General features: G+C 59.5%; 18 protein-coding genes. 10 read left to right on the top strand and 8 right to left on the bottom strand.

The window, feature by feature from the left end; all coding sequences use genetic code 11:
- Window positions 1–3 precede the first annotated feature (3 nt).
- Window positions 4–912 carry a CoA ester lyase gene (locus WGT02_RS00505; RefSeq protein WP_024313298.1) on the bottom strand — a complete coding sequence of 303 codons (909 nt, stop codon included), beginning with the start codon at window positions 910–912 and terminating at the stop codon, window positions 4–6.
- 113 nt (window positions 913–1,025) lie between these two features.
- On the opposite strand from WGT02_RS00505, the gene WGT02_RS00500 reads away from it, so the two are divergent.
- The 3 genes from WGT02_RS00500 to leuD all read left to right on the top strand — a co-directional run bounded on the left by WGT02_RS00500 (window position 1,026) and on the right by leuD (window position 2,555).
- Complete coding sequence (locus tag WGT02_RS00500; protein WP_208249445.1) at window positions 1,026–1,268, top strand: hypothetical protein; 243 nt, start codon at window positions 1,026–1,028, stop codon at window positions 1,266–1,268.
- 111 nt (window positions 1,269–1,379) lie between these two features.
- On the top strand, window positions 1,380–1,808 hold the full coding sequence (locus WGT02_RS00495; RefSeq protein WP_024313300.1) for a glyoxalase/bleomycin resistance/extradiol dioxygenase family protein: 429 nt from the start codon (window positions 1,380–1,382) through the stop codon (window positions 1,806–1,808).
- Between the two features lie 138 nt (window positions 1,809–1,946).
- A complete protein-coding gene (leuD, locus tag WGT02_RS00490) occupies window positions 1,947–2,555 on the top strand; it encodes a 3-isopropylmalate dehydratase small subunit (protein WP_037116583.1) in 609 nt (202 codons plus the stop codon).
- Between the two features lie 30 nt (window positions 2,556–2,585).
- Here leuD and WGT02_RS00485 read toward each other — a convergent pair whose 3' ends face one another.
- Complete coding sequence (locus WGT02_RS00485; protein ID WP_208249448.1) at window positions 2,586–3,518, bottom strand: pyridoxal-phosphate dependent enzyme; 933 nt, start codon at window positions 3,516–3,518, stop codon at window positions 2,586–2,588.
- 180 nt (window positions 3,519–3,698) lie between these two features.
- Here WGT02_RS00485 and leuB point away from each other — a divergent pair, with 180 nt between their 5' ends.
- Both leuB and WGT02_RS00475 read left to right on the top strand, forming a co-directional pair.
- Window positions 3,699–4,811, top strand: coding sequence for a 3-isopropylmalate dehydrogenase (gene leuB, locus WGT02_RS00480; protein WP_208249450.1), 1,113 nt, complete (start codon window positions 3,699–3,701; stop codon window positions 4,809–4,811).
- A 118-nt stretch (window positions 4,812–4,929) separates the two neighbouring features.
- Window positions 4,930–5,688, top strand: a complete 759-nt coding sequence (locus tag WGT02_RS00475; RefSeq protein WP_208249452.1) for a phosphatase PAP2 family protein — start codon at window positions 4,930–4,932, stop codon at window positions 5,686–5,688.
- A gap of 72 nt (window positions 5,689–5,760) precedes the next feature.
- Here WGT02_RS00475 and WGT02_RS00470 read toward each other — a convergent pair whose 3' ends face one another.
- The 3 genes from WGT02_RS00470 to WGT02_RS00460 all read right to left on the bottom strand — a co-directional run bounded on the left by WGT02_RS00470 (window position 5,761) and on the right by WGT02_RS00460 (window position 10,097).
- On the bottom strand, window positions 5,761–7,647 hold the full coding sequence (locus tag WGT02_RS00470) for an MFS transporter (protein ID WP_024313305.1): 1,887 nt from the start codon (window positions 7,645–7,647) through the stop codon (window positions 5,761–5,763).
- Window positions 7,648–7,867: 220 nt separating this feature from the next.
- Window positions 7,868–8,221, bottom strand: coding sequence for a VOC family protein (locus tag WGT02_RS00465; protein WP_024313306.1), 354 nt, complete (start codon window positions 8,219–8,221; stop codon window positions 7,868–7,870).
- Window positions 8,222–8,333: 112 nt separating this feature from the next.
- Window positions 8,334–10,097 carry a glucan ABC transporter ATP-binding protein/ permease gene (locus WGT02_RS00460; protein ID WP_024313307.1) on the bottom strand — a complete coding sequence of 588 codons (1,764 nt, stop codon included), beginning with the start codon at window positions 10,095–10,097 and terminating at the stop codon, window positions 8,334–8,336.
- 322 nt (window positions 10,098–10,419) lie between these two features.
- Between WGT02_RS00460 and WGT02_RS00455 the strand changes: the two genes are divergently transcribed.
- The 3 genes from WGT02_RS00455 to WGT02_RS00445 all read left to right on the top strand — a co-directional run bounded on the left by WGT02_RS00455 (window position 10,420) and on the right by WGT02_RS00445 (window position 15,365).
- Entirely contained in the window at window positions 10,420–11,160 is a 741-nt protein-coding gene (locus tag WGT02_RS00455; RefSeq protein WP_024313308.1) for a LuxR family transcriptional regulator, read from the top strand.
- A 116-nt stretch (window positions 11,161–11,276) separates the two neighbouring features.
- A complete protein-coding gene (gene pyc, locus WGT02_RS00450) occupies window positions 11,277–14,741 on the top strand; it encodes a pyruvate carboxylase (protein ID WP_208249454.1) in 3,465 nt (1,154 codons plus the stop codon).
- Window positions 14,742–14,804: 63 nt separating this feature from the next.
- Window positions 14,805–15,365 (top strand): NADPH-dependent FMN reductase, encoded by a 561-nt coding sequence (locus WGT02_RS00445; protein WP_024313310.1) that lies wholly within the window; start codon window positions 14,805–14,807, stop codon window positions 15,363–15,365.
- Window positions 15,366–15,387: 22 nt separating this feature from the next.
- On the opposite strand, the gene WGT02_RS00440 is transcribed toward WGT02_RS00445, so the two are convergent.
- From WGT02_RS00440 to WGT02_RS00430, 3 genes are all read right to left on the bottom strand, one after another.
- On the bottom strand, window positions 15,388–16,149 hold the full coding sequence (locus WGT02_RS00440) for an amino acid ABC transporter ATP-binding protein (protein ID WP_024313311.1): 762 nt from the start codon (window positions 16,147–16,149) through the stop codon (window positions 15,388–15,390).
- The gene (locus WGT02_RS00435; protein WP_024313312.1) at window positions 16,146–16,826 is read right to left on the bottom strand and encodes an amino acid ABC transporter permease; all 681 of its coding nucleotides are present in this window, start codon (window positions 16,824–16,826) and stop codon (window positions 16,146–16,148) included. Before WGT02_RS00435 ends, WGT02_RS00440 begins: the two co-directional genes overlap by 4 nt.
- Window positions 16,827–16,929: 103 nt before the next feature.
- Window positions 16,930–17,703: an amino acid ABC transporter substrate-binding protein gene (locus WGT02_RS00430; RefSeq protein WP_208249457.1), complete on the bottom strand. Its 774-nt coding sequence runs from the start codon at window positions 17,701–17,703 to the stop codon at window positions 16,930–16,932.
- 246 nt (window positions 17,704–17,949) lie between these two features.
- Between WGT02_RS00430 and WGT02_RS00425 the strand changes: the two genes are divergently transcribed.
- Complete coding sequence (locus WGT02_RS00425; protein WP_208249459.1) at window positions 17,950–18,726, top strand: DeoR/GlpR family DNA-binding transcription regulator; 777 nt, start codon at window positions 17,950–17,952, stop codon at window positions 18,724–18,726.
- 58 nt (window positions 18,727–18,784) lie between these two features.
- Window positions 18,785–19,978, top strand: coding sequence for an MFS transporter (locus WGT02_RS00420; protein ID WP_024313315.1), 1,194 nt, complete (start codon window positions 18,785–18,787; stop codon window positions 19,976–19,978).
- Window positions 19,979–20,033: the final 55 nt, after the last annotated feature.

Genomic DNA, 20,033 nt, shown 5'->3' with positions numbered 1-20,033 from the left:
CTTTCACTTCGCCGTTTGGCGTTCTGCAATCAGCCGGGCTTTATGAACCAGACCTTCCGCCTGGACAAGATGCAGCCGCTCGATCATCCGGCCATTGACATTGATGACGTTGAGGCCTTCGGCAGCGGGGTCGGCAAAGGCGGCGATGATCGCCTCCGCCTCGGCAATTGCCGACGCGTCCGGGCCAAAATGCCGGTTTGCCGCATCGATCTGGGCCGGATGGATCAGCATCTTGCCATCGAAGCCCATGGCCCGGGCATGCGCGCATTCGGCATCGAAGGCATCGGCGTCCCTGAAATCATTGAAGACACTGTCGATTGCGTCGAGGCCATAGGCACGGACAGCAAGAACGACCTGCATCAGCCAGGGCACGAGATAGGTGCGGCCTGGCTGCGGCAGGACGCCCGTTTCCTTGCGAAGATCGTTGAGGCCGAGGACAAAGCAATCGAGCCTTGAACCCTGGGTGCGCCCCGCCTCGGCGATGGCGGCAGCATTCAGGATGCCGCGCGGCGTTTCGATCATTGCCCAGATGCGCAGGCTCTCCGGCGCATCTGCATCAGCGAGAAGATCGCCGACCGACATCACGTCCTGCGGCTCGTTCACCTTCGGCAAAAGAACGGCATCAGGTTCCAAGGTTCGCACCAGTTCCATGTCGGCATGGCCAAAGGTCGAAGAGAGTGTGTTGATACGTATGATCCGCTCTTTGTTTGCGAGCGGCTTGCCGGAAAAGAAAGCCTTCAGCTTCTCGCGCGCTTCCGCCTTTTTCTCGGGAGCGACCGAATCCTCCAGGTCGAAGATGATCGCATCGCAATCCAGTCCATGGGTCTTCTCCAAGGCACGGCTATTGATGGCGGGGACACTCAACACCGAACGACGCAGGCTGACGGAGCGGGGCATGGAATTTGAGCTCATCACGCATCTGTGCCAAGCTTTGCGGCAAGTAGCAAGACAACAAAAAGCCATGCTTATCTTGCAGAGAAGAAAGTGAAGGACCACATTCCTTTCCGAAGAAAGGTCTAAAGCTCATGCAAAGCATCCGTTCCATCTTCCTCCTGCTCGCAGGCATCACCGCCTTCGTCGCGCTGGCAGTCTTCACCTTTTCGGTGACGCTTGCCGTCGGCGGCATTCTGACGGTGCTTATGGTCGGCCGCGCGCTTTCACTGAAGATGAAACCTGCCCCGGTCCGCGCTACTCCCAAGACCAAGCCTCATTCCGCCGAGAACATGCGAATCTGGAATGACGGCCGCGGCACGATCATCGATCTCTGACCGGATCGTTTTCCAGAAAATTTTCGGCATCGCTGTCGGCTCGTCTGATCTTCCTGCGTCTTTGGAAGGCCAGGGCTTCTGCCCGAACCAAATCAAGCAATGGAGGACAGCATGGATACCACAACGGAAACCGGCACAATGAAGATGCCGCCGGTCAAGAATGGCTTGCTGCCGTATATCACGGTCGATGGTGCGTTGAAGGCCGCGGAATTTTACAAGCGTGCTTTCGGCGCCGAAGAGGCGTTTGTGGTCCCCGTGGACGAAAACGGACGGACGATGCATGTCCATCTTTACATCAACGGAAGCTCGTTGATGTTGTGCGATGCCTATCCCGAACATGGTCATCCCTTCGAAAAGCATCAGGGCTTCGCCCTTCAGTTGGTCGTCGACGACATCGATTTCTGGTGGGACCGTGCCGTCGCTGCCGGCGCCGAGGTGATCCTTCCCGTCCAACTGATGTTCTGGGGTGATCGATATGGCCAGCTTCGCGACCCGTTCGGGGTTCTCTGGGCGATGAATGCGCCAGCGAATGCAAATTGATCTCACAATGACCATGGCTGGCTGCGCGTCGAATCCGCGCGCGGCCTCTCCTACGATGCAAATTTTCCTTCATTTCGGTCGAAATCTGGACTAAACGCTGATCAACAAAACTACGTCTGCTGACATTGGAGCCAGGCCATGGACAAATTCGTAAAGCTGACGGGCGTCGCTGCCCCTCTGCCGGTTGTCAACATCGATACCGACATGATCATTCCGAAGGATTACCTGAAGACGATCAAACGCACCGGTCTTGGCAAGGGCCTTTTCGCCGAAGCCCGCTACAATGAGGACGGTTCCCCGAACCCGGATTTCGTGCTGAACAAGCCGGCCTACCAGAATGCGAAGATCCTTGTTGCCGGCGACAATTTCGGTTGCGGCTCCTCGCGCGAGCATGCGCCGTGGGCGCTTCTCGACTTCGGCATCCGTTGCGTCATCTCGACCAGCTTCGCCGACATTTTCTACAACAACTGTTTCAAGAACGGCATTTTGCCGATCATGGTCAGCCAGGAAAACCTCGACAAGCTGATGGACGACGCCTCGCGCGGTTCCAACGCGATCCTGACGATCGACCTGGAAAATCTTGAGATCACCGGCCCGGACGGCGGTTCGATCAAGTTTGATCTCGACGAGTTCAAGCGCCACTGCCTGCTGAACGGCCTCGATGATATCGGCCTGACGCTCGAAAAGGGCAAGGCGATCGACAACTTCGAAGCGCAGAACGCGGCGTCGCACCCCTGGGCTGCGTAAGTCTTAAAGGCGCAAGCCTCAAAGGTTGGCTTACAGCAGCCGTTCTTTCCAGGCTTTCAGCTTTTCCAGCGAGACGCCGATGCCGCCGCAGACTTCGATCAGCGGGTTGTTGAATCGGGCGAGGATGTCGGCATGCACGTCGGCGACTGCCAGCGCAGCCCCGCAGGCGGGCTCCACCAGAATGCGATAGGCATCGGCGAACTTCAGGCAGGCGGCGAGCGCCTGTGCATCCGTGACCGTGACGCTTTCGATCGCGTGGTGCTTCGGCAGATCGAAGACATGCTGCGCCACCTGGCGCGCACCGAGCGAACTGGCGATTGAGGTGATCGCCGGCAAGATGATGCGTTCGTTGGCCGCGAGGCTCGCATGAAGCGACTCGGCTCCTTCGGTTTCGACGGCTATGACGGGCACATGCGACAAGCCGTTTCGCTTGAGACCGGCAACGATGCCCGCAAGCAAGCCGCCACCGCCGACGCTCGTGATGACGCAATCAAAGTCGGCGCCCTTTGCGACAACCTCGTCGATCAATGTGCCGTGCCCTTCCCACAGAAGCGGATGGTCGAACGGGTGCACATAGGCTGCCTTCCTGGCATTCGCGCGTTCGATTGCGTAGGCATTGGCTTCGTCGAACACTGATCCATGCACGAGGACAGTCGCGCCGGTTGCCTCGATAGATTGGCGGACTTCTGGCGATGTCGTCTCAGGCACCACGATCGTAACCGGAATGCCGAGTGCACGTCCGGCATAAGCGGCGGCGATCCCGGTATTGCCGCCCGAGGCGCAGAAAATCTCGCGGGCGCCGTTCCCGATCTCATGCTGACAAAGCCGGCCGACACCGCGGAGCTTGAAGCTTCCAGATGGCTGCAGTGCATCGAGCTTCAGCCATAGCGGCTTGTTGCTCGCGCTGTAGCCGGCTGATGTGCGGAAAAGCGGAGTGTCGAGATGCAGGGGCGTAGATGGCATGATGGTATCCAGGTGAGCGTGTCGATACAGGTTCTCCTTGTGTGGACCCTCATGCGCCGATTGGTCAACGCGAGATGTCGGCAGTAATTCCGCAACCGTACCGAATCGGCCTCCCGCTCGCTTGAAATGCCGTTTTTGCGGGTCTAAGAAGCCGCAACTTGTTTTTCCGCGGAGGGTTTCATGACAACGCGCAATCTTTTCCTGTTGCCGGGTGACGGCATCGGCCCAGAAGCCATGGGTGAGGTCCGCAAGATCATTGCCTATATGAACGAGGCGATGAATGCCGGCTTCGTCACGGACGAAGGCCTGGTCGGCGGCAGCGCCTATGACGCGCATGGTGCTGCGATCTCCGAAGCCGACATGCAGAAGGCGCTTGCAGCGGACGCCGTTCTCTTCGGCGCCGTCGGCGGCCCGACGTGGGATAGTGTTCCCTATGAGGTGCGCCCGGAGGCCGGCCTGCTGCGCCTGCGCAAGGATTTGCAGCTGTTTGCGAACCTGCGTCCGGCCATCTGCTACCCTGCACTTGCATCAGCTTCGTCGCTGAAGCCGGAGCTGGTTGAAGGTCTCGACATCCTCATCATCCGCGAGCTGACCGGCGGCGTCTATTTCGGCGAGCCGAAGGAGATCATCGATCTTGGCAATGGCCAGAAGCGCGGCATCGATACGCAGGTCTACGACACTTACGAGATCGAGCGGATCGCCGGTGTCGCCTTCGAAATGGCGCGTACCCGCCAGAACCGCGTTTGCTCGATGGAAAAACGCAACGTCATGAAGTCGGGTGTGCTTTGGAACCAGGTCGTGACGGAAACGCACAAGGCCAAGTATTCGGACGTCCAGCTCGAGCATATGCTGGCTGATGCCGGCGGCATGCAGCTCGTTCGCCAGCCGAAGCAGTTCGATGTCATTGTTACCGATAACCTTTTCGGCGACATGCTGTCCGACGTTGCCGCCATGCTGACCGGTTCGCTCGGCATGCTGCCGTCGGCCTCGCTCGGAGCACCGGACGCCAAGACCGGCAAGCGCAAGGCGCTCTACGAGCCGGTACATGGGTCGGCACCCGATATCGCCGGCAAGGGCATTGCCAATCCGATCGCGATGATTGCTTCTTTCGCCATGTGCCTGCGCTATTCCTTCAACCTCGTGAATGAAGCCGACAATCTGGAAAAGGCGATCGCCAACGTGCTCGACAAGGGCATGCGCACCGGCGACATCATGGCCGAAGGCTGCAAAAAGGTCGGCACGACAGAGATGGGCGACGCGATCCTCGCTGAGTTCAAGGCGCTTTCTATCTGATATTTCACGTGAAACACGTCTCGAGCCTTCCGCATCGATTGCTGCGGAAGGCCTTTGCTTGAAGGCGACTGATGCCGATCCTATTTCCGTTCTGCACTGAGCAAAGAGCGGGAGCAGAATGAACGAAGTCATCGATCGCAAGCCGAACTGCCGGAGCTATCTGCGAAAGCGCTACGACGCGCGGCGCTCGATCCATCGTCGGGTTCCCTGGAAGGGCTTCACGCTTTTCGCCGTCAACGCGGTCGCCATCGCTTTCCTTGTCTTCGACCGGCCGCTGGGGCAGGCGGTCACAAGTCTTTCGCCTCCGCTGGTATCGATTGCCGGCGATGTCACCGACATCGGCAGGCTCGTCTGGATTCTGGTGGGACTTTCGACGATCCTGGCTGCGGGCTATTTCGTCCGCCGGCGATTATGGAAGGTCCGCCGACGCTTCCGGCTCGTCTATCTTGGACAGATGACCGCTTATGTCGGTCTGTCGGTGTTGTTTGCCAGCGTCATTTCCAATCTGCTGAAGTTCGCCCTCGGCCGCGCTCGACCATTGCTTTATGATCAGGAGGGCATCTTCAGCTTCTCGCCCTTCACTACGGACTTCCTGCACCAGAGCTTTCCGTCGGGCCATTCCTCCAATATCGGCGCGTTGTTCATGGCCCTGGCGCTCCTCTTTCCTCGATTCCGGCTCGGTTTCATCGGTATTGGCCTCTGGCTGGGCGCCACGCGCGTCATCATCGGTGTGCATTATCCGAGCGACGTCGCAGCCGGCCTCGCATTGGGGGGCTGGCTGGCTTTCGCAACATCCATCCTGTTCGCGCGCTTCGGACTGGTGTTCTCGATCGGTCGTGATGGTTGGCCGACACCGCGGCTCAGCCGCGTTCTTTAGGTCATTGCCTGGCACGAAAAAACCCGGCGCTTTGCGAGCGCCGGGCCATTGTTCAGATCTCGATTCCAAGGATCAATCCATGGCGTGGATATCGCGGTCCTTCGTTTCCGGCAGGAAGATGAGACCGATGACCAGCGTGATCGCTGCGAAGACGATCGGATACCAGAGGCCAAAGTAGATATCGCCGGTTGCGGCACTCATTGCGAAGGCCGTCGCGGGCAACAGACCACCGAACCAGCCGTTGCCGATATGATACGGTAGCGACATGCCGGTGTAACGGATGCGGGTCGGGAAGAGTTCGACCAGAAGCGCGGCGATCGGACCGTAGACCATCGTCACGTAGAGAACGAGCACGAACAGAATGGCGATCGTGCCGATCCAGTTGACGCGAGCCGGGTCGGCCGTCATGGCGAAGGTGCCGCCCTTGGCAATGTTGTAGACCGCCATGTCGGTGACGCTCTTTGTCTCATCCGCCGTCAGAAGCTTGCCGGCCACGAGCTTGTCGGCAGGCATGGTGTCCTTGGTGCCGGCGCGGATCGCATCTGCGTTTAGCGCAAGCTCGGGATTGGCGGCAATGAACGCTTCCAGTTTGGCATCCGGGACCTTGACGGCGCCGCGGTTCAGCGGATAGCCGCCGTCATGAAGGGCAATATTGATGCTCTTTTCGAAAGCTGAAGTCAGGCCCTTTGCCTTGTCGCCGGCCGCAATGGCGTCGAAGCTGGTGATGGTTTCATCGCCGATCTTGACGGTTGCAGGCTGACCGGCCGGGCCGGGGACGACATCGTAAGGCACCGAGTTCTTGGTCAGGAAGGCCGTCGCCACGTCGCAGGAACTGGTGAACTTCGACGTTCCTGTCGGGTTGAACTGGAATTTGCAGTCAGCCGGGTCGGCCGTCACGGTTGCGCGGACCGATGCTTGGGCTTCGGCAAGCGCCGGGTTGGCCGTCCAGGTCATGGCCTTGAACAGCGGGTTGTAGGTCACCGCTGCAATCAGCAGGCCGGCCATGATGATCGGCTTGCGGCCGATCTTGTCGGAGAGGCCGCCGAAGACGACGAAGAAGGGCGTGCCGAGGATAAGGGCAATGGCCACCATGATGTTTGCCGATTGCAGATCGACCTTGAGCACGTTCTGCAAGAAGAACAGAGCGTAGAACTGGCCGCCGTACCAGACGACTGCCTGACCCATAGTGGCGCCGAGAAGCGCGATCAGCGCGATCTTGGCATTCTTCCATTGGCCGAAGGCTTCGGTGAGCGGAGCTTTGGAGCCCTTGCCTTCCGCCTTCATTCTCTGGAACGCCGGTGACTCGTTCATCTTCAGACGGATCCAGACGGAGACGCCGAGAAGCACGACGGAGACCAGGAACGGAATGCGCCAGCCCCATGCGGCAAAGGCTTCCTTGCCCATCAGGAACTGAACACCGACGATGACGATCAGCGACAGGAACAGGCCGAGCGTTGCAGTGGTTTGGATCCATGAAGTGAAGTAGCCGCGCCGCCCATGTGGCGCGTGTTCGGCCACATAGGTTGCCGCACCGCCATATTCACCGCCGAGTGCAAGACCCTGCAGCAGGCGAAGCCCGATCAGGATGATCGGCGCTGCGATGCCAATCGTCGCCGCACCGGGAAGAATGCCGACGAGGAACGTCGAGAGGCCCATGATGAGGATCGTCACCAGGAACGTGTACTTGCGCCCGACGAGGTCGCCGAGGCGGCCGAAGACGAGCGCGCCGAACGGGCGCACCAAGAAGCCGGCGGCAAAGGCCAAAAGCGTGAAGATGTTTCGCGTTGCTTCCGGATACTGGGTGAAGTAGGTCGCGCCGATATAGGTTGCGAGCGAACCGTAAAGATAGAAGTCATACCATTCGAAAACCGTGCCGAGCGATGAGGCGAAGATAACCTTCTTCTCCTCGCCCGTCATCGGACCGGCCTTGGCGCCGTCGACGCTTGTGATATTTGCCATTTTCTGTCCTCCACAGAACGATTTGAAACGCGGCGCGCGCCCATACTCTCCTCAAAGCATACCCCCGGGGTCGCGGTTCGCCTGACGAGAGTGTGACAGAAAAGCTCATCCATACAGAGAGCGGCTTTGGGATTATGACTTTAGTCTAACGCCTGCACGGATTGTCCCTGGATGGCGGCGGCCTCGCAATATCGCCCGATTGGTCGGGGCGATTCCGGCTTCACGGCCTATGCGAAAGAATATTTACGATTGTTCCGAAGGGGTCGCGCACATAGAAGCGTCGAACACCCCAAGGCTCGTTGGTCGGCCCGTAGACGATTTCGAAGGCCGATGCACTCATGGCTGCGAAGACCTCATCGACATCATCGACCTCGATCGAAAGGCCCGGAACCGGTGTGCCCGAGCCGCCCTCGCTCGCGAAGCTTACCTGTACCGACATCTGCTGGCTTGAGCCATAGGTCACGATCCAGCCGTGATCCATTAGGAGCTCCAGTCCGAGGATACCCTGATAGAATTCCCTTGCGGCAGCCGGATCAGGGGTTTCGAGATTGACGACAATTCGCCTGACTTGCATGCGACCTCCCGCGTCTTCGCTTCAGATATTTTAGGAGATGGCTCTCGCCGGGCAAGAAAAAAGCCGGATGGCAGAACCATCCGGCTTGGATCGATTGGGTTGCATGCCTTGATCAGGCGGCTTCAGTCGTATGTGCCTTGCGGACTTCCTCGTCGGTGAGAATGCCGCTGGCACGGAGCAATGCCGCGAAGCGGCCGTTGCTATGGCTGAGTTCTTCGAAGCTGCCTTCTTCAACGACCCGGCCGCCGTCCAGGAACAAGACCTTGTCCGCTTCACGAACCGTCGAAAGACGGTGGGCGATAATGAAGGTCGTGCGGTTCTGGCGCAGATTGTCGATTGCGGCCTTCACGCGGTTCTCCGTTTCGACGTCGAGCGCGCTTGTGGCTTCGTCGAGTACCAGGATCGGCGCATCCTTGAGGATGGCGCGGGCAATCGCCACACGCTGGCGTTCACCGCCCGAGAGCTTGTTGCCGCGCTCACCGACATGGGTGTCGTACTGATCTTCGCGTGTCTCGATGAAGTCGGCGGCAGCAGCGGCTTCTGCGGCGCGACGCATGTCTTCATCAGAAGCACCTTCCCGGCCGAGGCGAATGTTGTCGCTGATCGAGCGGTTGAGCAGCCCGGCATCCTGGAACACGGTTGCGATATAGCGGCGAAGCGACTTGCGGGTGATCTTCGTCGTATCGTGGCCATCGACCAAGATCTGGCCACTGTCCGGGTCATAGACACGCTGCAGCAGGTTGATCATCGTGGTCTTGCCCGAGCCGGTCGGGCCGACGATCGCAACCGTCTGGCCAGCCTTGGCGGTGAAAGACACGTTGTGCAGGCCATGCGCGGTGTTGCCGAAGCGGAACGACACGTTGCGGAATTCGACTTCACCCTTGACGTCGGCGATATCGGAATTGCCGGCCGGTTCTTCGCGCTCACGCACCGAGTCTTCGAGCGAGTAGAAGTCCTGGAGTTTCGAGCGGGCCTCGAAAATCTGCGTTGCGAACTGGCGCATCTGGTCGAGACGCGAGATCAGCAGGTTGGCAAAGCCGATGAAGGCAATGACGTCACCGATGCGGAGTTCACCGGACTGAACCATCAGCGTGCCGATCACCAGAATGATCATCATGGCGATGGTCGATGCCATGCGGTTCATGGCGCCAGCCAGAGCCCACCAGTCTAGAACCGGATACTGAGCCTGCAGCAGGCGCTCCGCAAAGGACTTCAGCGCTTTGGTTTCCGCTTCGATGCGGTTGTAGCTATGCAGGACCGATACGTTGCTGATCGAGTCGCTGACATGCGAAAAGACCGAATGGTAGTGGTTTTCGACCGACGCCTGGCCATCCTTGGTACGGCTCATGACAAGACGACCGATCAGCCAGTAGGCCACGCCGAGCACGACGAGCACGCCCGAAAGACGAAGGTCCATCGACATCGCGGTCGGGATTAGGATGACGATCGCAACGGCGGTGGCCAAGTGATTGCGCATGAATTCCAGCCAGAGGCCGAACAACGTTTCACATGCACGAAGAAGTGTGTGCAGCGCATTTGAGGTGCCGCGCTGGTGATGCCAGGAAAGCGGCATCGAAATGATACGGCCGAAGGCTTCAGTCAGAAGCGTCGCGCGGCGACCATGCGCCAGCCGGTCAGCCTCACGAGCGACAAGAACAAATGCTATCGTGTTGAATACCGCAAAGCCGGCCCACATGAAAAGGATGGGTTTGACTTCGCCCTTGCCGGAGATCGCATCGATGATGCGGCCGAACAAAATCGGTTCGGCAATTGTGATCGCGGCAAGCACGATGTTCGCGATAATGACCAGGGATACGCGGAGCTTGTAGGCGCCAAGATAGCGCAAAGCTCTTGCATAGACCTTGAATAGCGACACGGCGATACCTCTTGTGCATTTGCGAAATAAGGGACGCTGCAACGCTACAAAAAGGTACCTGAACCAGCGATTAACAGAGCGTTCAGGCAGGCACCGGTGGCCGGATTCTTTTGCGCCTGCAGCGCCCGCAGTGATCCATTCCAGGGACCGCTCCGAAATTTTTTGGGGCGTATCGTGATTTTCGCAATTTTCACTTGCGCTGCGAGGCCGCGTTGGCACACCATAGATTGACATTTTGATTGCGTCGAAGGGCGCCCAAACCAGGCACGTCCATTAGTCGTGACCATTCGGCACGGAGCCCAATTGGGGTAGGGGCATTTCTGTGAATATTCATTCATTAATTCAATTGCTTGTCGTTCTGGAAGAGTGTCGGAGGCCCGAGCGAGTCGTCGGCGAACTGGAGCATATCATCCGCTCCTACGGCTTCCAGTATTACGGTCTTTTGCGACATCTGAAAGCGACTGAAGATCCAATCAGTCTTATGTTGGCCGGCCATTGGCCAGAGAAATGGCCACAGATCTATATTTCGAAGAAATACGTTCTGACCGATCCGACGATACGCTATCTCGCATATGCGCAAAGACCATTTCGTTGGAAGGACAGTCTGGCGGCTTTCCGCAAGGATCCGCACCACCGCCGTATGGAGCAAATGATGGCGGACGCACATAGCCATGGCCTGAAGGATGGCTACATTTTCCCCATCCACGGCCGAAACGGCATCCTCGGCAACATGAGCGTCGGCGGAACGCCGGTGGACCTGTCTCCTGTCGAGATCTCCCTTTTTGATGCCGTTGCCCGAAAGGCGTTCTGGCGTCTGCTTGATCTGAAGGGGGAGGCGCAGACACTTGAAGACGTCTCAGGCATCGACACGCGCTTGACGCGCCGCGAGATGGAAATACTTCAATACCTTGCGGAAGGCATGACGTCGGTGGAGATCGGCAAACGCCTCACGATTTCAAACCACACCGTCGACTGGTACATGAATGGCCTGCAAGACAAGCTGAAAGCCAAAAATAGGCAGCATGCAGTTGCTGTCGCCTTCCGGCATGGGCTCATCACCTAGTCTTAGAGAAATTCTATTTTGGGGCGGTTCAAGAAATTGAACTTTCCGTGACAGCGCGTTAAGACTTCTCTTCGCGGGTGCAGCATTGCCCGTTTCGATGCCGTGAGGAGACTGCATTGCCCATTTCCAAGATACTTGTCGCCAACCGTTCGGAAATTGCCATCCGCGTGTTTCGCGCGGCCAACGAGCTCGGGATAAAAACGGTCGCGATATGGGCGGAAGAAGACAAGCTGGCGCTGCACAGGTTCAAGGCCGACGAGAGCTATCAGGTCGGCCGCGGGCCGCATCTCGCCCGTGATCTCGGGCCGATCGAGAGCTATCTGTCGATCGATGAGGTGATCCGCGTCGCCAAGCTTTCCGGTGCCGACGCGATCCATCCGGGCTACGGCTTGCTGTCTGAGAGCCCGGAATTCGTCGATGCCTGCAACAATGCCAGTATCACCTTCATCGGCCCGACGGCCGATACCATGCGCCAACTCGGCAACAAGGTCGCGGCGCGCAATCTGGCGATCTCCGTCGGCGTGCCTGTCGTGCCGGCAACGGAACCGCTGCCGGATGATATGGCCGAAGTCGCCCGCATGGCCGCCGCGATTGGCTACCCCGTGATGCTGAAGGCCTCCTGGGGCGGTGGCGGACGTGGCATGCGCGTCATTCGCTCGGAGGCCGATCTTGCGCGCGAGGTGACGGAAGCCAAGCGCGAGGCAATGGCTGCCTTCGGCAAGGACGAGGTCTATCTGGAAAAGCTCGTCGAGCGTGCGCGCCATGTCGAAAGCCAGATCCTTGGCGATACGCATGGCAACGTCGTGCACCTCTTCGAGCGCGACTGCTCGATCCAGCGCCGCAACCAGAAGGTCGTCGAGCGTGCGCCGGCCCCCTATCTGAGCGAGGCGCAGCGCCAGGAACTGGCGGCCTATTCGTTGAAGATTGCGGGCGCCACCAACTACGTCGGTGCCGGCACCGTTGAGTACCTGATGGATGTCGATACCGGCAAGTTCTACTTCATCGAAGTCAATCCGCGCATCCAGGTCGAGCATACGGTCACTGAAGTCGTTACCGGCATCGACATCGTCAAGGCGCAGATTCATATTCTCGATGGCTTTGCGATCGGGACGCCGGAATCGGGCGTGCCGCAGCAGAAGGACATTCGCCTCAACGGCCATGCCCTGCAGTGCCGCATCACCACCGAAGACCCGGAGCACAACTTCATTCCGGATTACGGCCGTATCACCGCTTATCGTTCGGCGTCCGGCTTCGGCATCCGCCTCGATGGCGGCACCTCCTATTCCGGTGCGATCATCACGCGCTACTATGATCCGCTGCTGGTCAAGGTCACGGCCTGGGCACCGAACCCGTCGGAGGCGATCGCCCGCATGGACCGGGCGCTGCGCGAATTCCGCATCCGCGGCGTGGCCACCAACCTGACCTTCCTGGAAGCCATCATCACGCATCCAAAGTTTAGGGATAACAGCTACACCACGCGCTTCATCGACTCGACGCCGGAGCTCTTCCAGCAGGTCAAGCGACAGGACCGCGCAACCAAGCTTCTGACCTACCTCGCCGATGTGACGGTCAACGGTCATCCGGAAGCCAAGGATCGCCCGAAGCCATCGGCAGATATCGCCGAGCCGATCGTGCCCTATACCAACGGCAACGGTATTCCCGACGGCACGAAGCAGCGTCTCGACAAGCTCGGCCCGAAGAAGTTCGGCGAATGGATGCGCAACGAAAAGCGCATCCTGATGACCGATACGACGATGCGCGATGGCCATCAGTCGCTGCTTGCGACCCGCATGCGCACCTACGATATCGCCCGTATCGCCGGCACCTACGCGCATGCCCTGCCAAACCTCTTGTCACTCGAATGCTGGGGTGGTGCGACCTTCGATGTGTCGATGCGCTTCCTGACGGAAGATCCGTGGGAACGGCTGTCGCTCGTGCGCGAGGCTGCCCCCAACCTGCTCTTGCAGATGCTGCTGCGCGGGGCGAACGGCGTCGGCTATAAGAACTACCCTGATAACGTCGTCAAATACTTCGTCCGGCAGGCCGCAGCGGGCGGCATCGATCTTTTCCGAGTCTTCGACTGCTTGAACTGGGTCGACAACATGCGCGTCTCGATGGATGCGGTCGCCGAAGAGAACAAGCTCTGCGAAGCCACGATCTGCTACACCGGCGACATCCTGAACTCTGCGCGCCCGAAGTACGATCTCAAGTACTACACCGATCTCGCCGTTGAGCTCGAAAAGGCCGGTGCGCATATCATCGCCCTCAAGGATATGGCCGGTCTCTTGAAGCCGGCTGCCGCCAAGGTCCTGTTCAAGGCGCTGCGCGACGCGACCAGCCTGCCGATCCATTTCCACACGCACGACACCTCGGGCATTGCCGCGGCGACGGTTCTCTCGGCCGTGGACGCCGGCGTCGATGCTGTCGATGCGGCAATGGACGCACTATCCGGCAATACCTCGCAGCCTTGCCTCGGCTCGATCGTTGAGGCGCTGCGCGGCTCCGAACGCGATCCCGGCCTCGATCCGGAATGGATCCGCCGCATCTCGTTCTATTGGGAAGCGGTCCGTCACCAGTACGCTGCCTTCGAAAGCGACCTCAAGGGGCCGGCATCGGAAGTCTATCTGCACGAAATGCCAGGCGGCCAGTTCACCAACCTCAAGGAGCAGGCCCGCTCGCTTGGCCTGGAAGCCCGCTGGCACGAAGTGGCGCAGGCCTATGCCGACGCCAACCAGATGTTCGGCGACATCGTCAAGGTGACGCCGTCCTCCAAGGTCGTCGGCGACATGGCGTTGATGATGGTGTCGCAGGACCTGACCGTTGCCGACGTCTTCAGCGCCGACAAGGAGGTCTCCTTCCCGGAATCGGTCGTTTCGATGCTCAAGGGCGACCTCGGCCAGCCGCCGTCGGGCTGGCCGGCAGCGCTGCAGAAGAAGGCGTTGAAGGGTGAGGCGCCCTATACGGTCCGCCCTGGCTCGCTGCTCGAGGATGCCGATCTTAATGCCGAGCGCAAGACGATCGAGACCAAGCTGGAGCGCGAGGTCAGCGACTATGAATTCGCCTCCTATCTGATGTATCCGAAGGTCTTCACCGACTTTGCACTGGCCTCCGACACCTACGGTCCGGTCTCGGTGCTGCCGACGCCTGCCTATTTCTACGGCCTTGCTGATGGCGAGGAACTGTTTGCCGACATCGAGAAGGGCAAGACGCTGGTCATCGTCAACCAGGCGATGAGCGGCACGGACAGCCAGGGTATGGTCACGGTGTTCTTCGAACTGAACGGACAGCCACGCCGCATCAAGGTTCCGGATCGTGCGCATGGCGCGACCGGCGCTGCCGCCCGCCGCAAGGCGGAGCCGGGCAATGCCGCGCATGTCGGTGCGCCGATGCCGGGCGTCATCTCGCGCGTCTTCGTCTCACCGGGCCAGGCGGTCAATGCCGGCGACGTGCTGGTTTCCATCGAGGCCATGAAGATGGAAACGGCAATTCATGCCGAGAAGGACGGCACGATCGCGGAAGTGCTCGTCAAGGCCGGCGATCAGATCGATGCCAAGGATCTGTTGGTCAGCTACGCCGGCTGACCAACATTTAGAATGACCGAGGGGCGGCCTTCGGGGCCGCCTTTTTTTCATGAAAGGGTTGATATGAGTAAGCTCAAGATTGCCGTTATCGTCGGAAGCACACGAATCGGCCGCTTTGCGGAGCACCCCGCCAATTGGATTGCCGAAATTGCCGTAAGCCGCCCCGAACTCGAGGTTGAAGTTCTCGATCTGTTGGATTACCCGATGTCTTTCCTCGGGCAGGCGAGCGCGAGCTCGGCTGAAAACGAAACGGCGGAGCGCTGGAAGAAGAAGCTGCGCGCGTTCGACGGCTATATCTTCACAGCCGCCGAGTACAACCACGGCCCGACCGCAGTTCTCAAGAATGCGATCGATCTAGGGGAGTTCGTGCATAAGCCAGTCGCTTTCGTCGGCTATGGCGGTGTCGGGGGCGCCCGCGCAGTCGAGCAGCTGCGGCTGATTTTCGTGGAAATGAGCGCCGTTTCCGTGAAGACGGGCGTTCACATATCTTTCCCGGAATATCTCTCGGTCGCCAAGGAGGCAAAGAGCCTGAACGACTACGCGCATCTCGTCGAGGCCGCCAAGAACCAAATCGACCAGCTTATCTGGTGGGGCAAGGCGCTGAAGGCGGCGCGCGCGGTCTAAAGGATCCTGTCGCCGCGCATGCCTATATGTCGTAGGTATGGGCGGCGTTGATCGTCGAGATGAAGCGCTTGGTGCGCTCGCGCTCCGGCGCCGTGAAGATGTTCCTTGCGCTTCCCGTCTCCACCACGCTGCCGGCCTCGAGGAAGACCACGTCGTTGGCGATCTTGGAGGCGAGGCGCAGGTCATGCGTCGCCATCACCATGGTTGTGCCTTCGCGGGCGAGACGACCGAGAACGTCGACGACTTCGGCGGAGAGTTCGGGGTCGAGCGCCGATGTCGGTTCATCGCAGAGAAGAACGCGCGGAGACGGGGCAAGCGCGCGGGCGATTGCAACACGCTGTTGCTGACCACCCGAGAGCGTCGAGGGCCAGGCATCGGCCTTGTGCGCCATTCCGACCTTCGTCAGCAATTCCATTGCCCGCTCCCGTGCCTTCTCCTTCGGCCACCTCAGAACCGTGACGAGCCCTTCCATCACATTCTCGATGGTTGTCTGATGCGGAAAGAGCTGGAAGTTCTGGAATACCATGCCGGTCTGCCGGCGGATCTTCTGGATCGCCTGCCAGCCGGTCTTCTGGCCCGGCGCAAAGCTCAGCTTCTCCTCGCCGAGGCGGATCATGCCTGCTGTCGGGATTTCGAGCAGGTTGATGCAGCGCAGCAGCGTGCTCTTGCCACCACCTGACGGGCCGACGAGGGCCGTAACGCTACCTTCCGGAATGCGGATGCTGATATCTTTCAAGATGACGGCGTCGCCGAAGCGCTTTTCGATGTGGGAAAGCTCGATCATGCGTTTGCCTCCAGCATACCGCCGTAGCGCGCAAAGCGACGCTCGAGGCGGACCTGCAGCGCTGATAGGACGGAGCTCAATGCAAGGTATATCAATGCAGCCTCGATGTAGAGGATCAGCGGCTCGTAAGTGGTCGCGACGATGCGCTGCGCAGCCTGGAACAGCTCCGGGACCGTAATGGCGGCTGCAAGCGAGGTATCCTTCACCAGCGAAATGAACGTGTTGGAAAGTGGCGGCACCGCAACGCGCCCGGCCTGCGGCAGGATCGTGCGGCTCATTGCCTGACGCCAGCTCATGCCGATCGAGTAGGCCGCTTCCCACTGCCCCTTCGGTACGGAGGAGATGACGGCGCGGATGATCTCGGAGCTGTAGGCGCCGATGTTGAGGGTGAAGCCGATCAGTGCTGCCGGAAAGGCATCGAGCAGGATGCCGATGCTCGGCAGTCCATAGAAGATCACGAAAAGCTGCACCAGAAGCGGCGTGCCTCTGATAGCCCAGACATAGAAGCGGGCGATCGCGGCAACCGGCGCTGGTCCGAAGAGCCGCCCGATTGCGGTGATCAGCCCGAGGATCAGGCCGAACGCAAAGGAAAGGAGTGTCAGCGGGATCGTGAAGATCAGGCCGGCCCAGAGGAGCGGTCCGAGCGAATCCGCCATCAATTGAAGCCAGTTCGGCACGGTGCAATCCCCAAAGAAAGATGCGTCCAGCGAGATTTCGCTGAACGCTTTTCAGGCACATATAAAGGATGTGGCGGCGGCAGCAAGCCGCCGGCGGTATGACTTACTTCGAAACGTCCTGGCCGAAGTATTTGTCGGAGATCTTTTTGTAGGTGCCGTCAGCCTTGATGTCGGCAAGCGCCTTGTTGATTGCTTCCAGCAGTTCCGGCTCGCTCTTGCGGATGATGATACCGGAATAGTCGGCATTTTCCTGCCGGGCGACGATCTTCACCGGAGCTTCCGGCTTGTGCTTTTTGAAGTCGAGGAAGGAAAGGCTGTCGTTGATCGTCGCGTCTGCGCGCTTGGTTATTACGAGTTGGATCGATTGGTCGAAGCCATCGGTGCCGACGAGTTCGGCGCCGGACTGCTCGGCGAGCTTGCCGAAGTTGCTGGTCAGCGACTGAGCCGACTTCTTGCCCTTGAGGTCTGCAAAGCCCTTAATGCTGTCGTCGCCATCGCGGACGATGAGGACGGCCTTTGACGCAATATACGGCTCGGAGAAGTCGTATTTCTGCTTGCGCGCCTCGGTAATACCGACCTGGTTGATGACGGTGTCGTAGCGCTTCGCATCGAGACCGGCGATCAGCCCGTCCCATTTGCCTTCGACGAATTCTGCCTTGACGCCAAGCTTGGCAGCAACCGCTTCGCCGATCTCCACGTCGAAGCCGACGAGCTTGCTGCTGTCGTCATGATAGGTGAACGGAGCGTAGGTTCCCTCGGTGCCGATCTTGAAGACGCCTGATGATTTGATGGCGGCGAGGTTTTCGCCGGCAACGGCAGGAAGAAGCGCGGCGGCCTGAATGAGCGCTGCGGCGGCGATGGTCTTCAGAAGGTTCATTTTTGTATCCAATTCACCCGGTGTGTTCGATGTTGCGAAAATCGCAGAAAAGCATGTGAGGGGAAGCGTAGAAAACTGCAAAGAAAATGGGCACGTGCGAATATTTTTCTCATTTATGGCGAGTTTGGCGCGGCTTGTTTCAGGCTGCGAGGAAACGTGTCAGTGACGGGTCTTGCGTGCGCGATCATACTTGTTTATGCGTATTTATACACAATTGAGGGCGAGATCGACAGAACCGGCACGAACATGAACGAACTTCTGATGCAAGAGCGGCAAAGCGCCATTTCCCGCAAGCTGCAAACCGATGGGCGCGTTCTGGCTGCCACACTGGCGGTAGAGTTCGGCGTGTCCGAGGATACGGTACGCCGTGACCTTCGCGAGATGGCGGCTGCGGGCCTTTGCGAACGTGTATACGGGGGCGCGTTGCCGGTTTCTTCGGCTGGTGGCAGCATGAAGCATCGCATGGGTGTTGCAAGTGATCGGAAACGCGCGCTGGCGCTGGCTGCAGTGTCACAGATTACGCCTGGTTCAATGGTTTTCTTCGATGCGGGAAGCACTAACCTTGCCATTGCGGCCGCGCTACCTCCGGACATGACGCTGACCGCGGCGACAAACGCACCCGCAATCGCCGCGGCGCTGATCGAGAAACCTGCGATCAGTGTCATCCTCATTGGCGGGATGATCGATCGACAGGTTGGCGGCGCGCTGGGCGCCAAGGCGATGCGCGATATGGAATCCCTGTCGCCGGATCTCTGTATTCTTGGAGCTTGCGGCATCGACCTGGCTGCGGGAGTGACCACATTCGGTTTCGAGGACGCCGAATTCAAGCGCTTTGCGACGTCAAGGAGCCGGAAGGTTATGGTTGCCGCCACGTCAGAAAAATTCGGGACGGCGGCGCCTCATGCGGTGCTGCCGGTGGCCCATTGCGAATGCCTGGTTGTCGAGCGCGATGTCGAGCCTGACGTGCTTGCGCAATATCGCGACCGTGGGTGCAGAACGATTGTCGCTGGCGAGGCGGCGTAATTCATTCAAAGCGGCAATCGGCCTTAAGCCGGATGCTCGTGGGATATCGGAAGAAGAGATGGATACTCAGACGAAAATGGCGTCGGCCGTCAGAACCGGTTTTGTAACGAAGAATAGAGCGGCCGTTTCGCTGCTCTTCCTGATGAACGGTTTCCTTGTCGGCTGCTGGGCGCCAAAGATCCCGGAGTTTGCTGAACGCCTGCAGCTGAGCAAGTTCCAGCTTGGACTCATGATCCTGGTCTTCGGTCTGGGCTCACTGACAATGATGCCGATTGCCGGCGCGCAAATTGCACGCCATGGCTCGCGGCTCGTCGTGCAAGCGGCCGCCTTTTGCCTGCTGCCGATCCTTCTGGCGCTCACTCTGGCGCCCAATATTGCTACGGGAGCGGTTTCGCTCTTTCTGTTCGGTGGCTTCATCGGCGCAATGGATGTTGCGATGAATGCCAATGCCGTCGCCGTCGAGAAATCGATGCGGCGCGCGATCATGTCGTCCTGCCATGCCTTCTGGAGCCTGGGCGGCTTGATCGGTTCGGGCCTCGGTGGCCTGCTGATCGCCAAGCTCGGCGTGCTCGGGCATGCCGAGTTGGCAACATTGCTTGCGGCAATCTTCCTGGGCGTCGCCTGGCCGATGATCCTTGCCGATCCGCCGCATCCTGACGAGAGGAAAGAGAAGGCGCGGCTGCCGCTTGTACCGCTTCCTTGGCTACTCGGCCTCATGGCGTTGTTTTCAATGGTTCCGGAAGGCGCAGTGCTCGATTGGGGCGCTCTGTATCTTCGGCAGGAGCTGGATGCCTCGATTGCCCTTTCCGGCTTTGGCTTTGCGGCGTTTTCGCTGACGATGGCCATCATGCGATTTGCGGGGGATCTCGTTCGTGATCGCCTGGGTGGAGTGAAAACGTTGCGCATCTGCACGCTTTTTGCCATCGCCGGCATGTTGCTTGCAGCCTTTGCGCCCGATGCCGAAACGGCGATCGTCGGCTTTGCCCTGTGTGGCATCGGCATTTCCAATATGGTGCCGATCGCCTTTTCCGCCGCCGGCAACATTCCAGGTCTGAAAGCCGGGATCGGGCTCTCTGTCGTCACCACCATGGGTTATTCCGGCATGCTGGTCGCGCCGTCGGCAATCGGCTTCGTGGCCGAGCATATTGGCTTCACCGTCGTGTTCATGGCACTGCCGGTGCTCTTGGTGGTCGTATTGCTGTTTTCCAATCTGGCGCGCTATGCTGACGGCATATCGGGCGGCGGGCACTGAAGCAGGTTCCAAGCAAAAGTGATGTGCGGGGCGGTTGACAACAAAGCGGGCATGA

The sequence above is a fragment of the Rhizobium sp. T1470 genome (assembly GCF_042140505.1).
In the GTDB taxonomy this organism is placed as follows: Bacteria; Pseudomonadota; Alphaproteobacteria; order Rhizobiales; family Rhizobiaceae; genus Rhizobium; species Rhizobium favelukesii.
The sequence above is the reverse complement of the archived record's forward strand: the minus strand, read 5'-3'. Positions and strand labels throughout refer to the sequence as shown.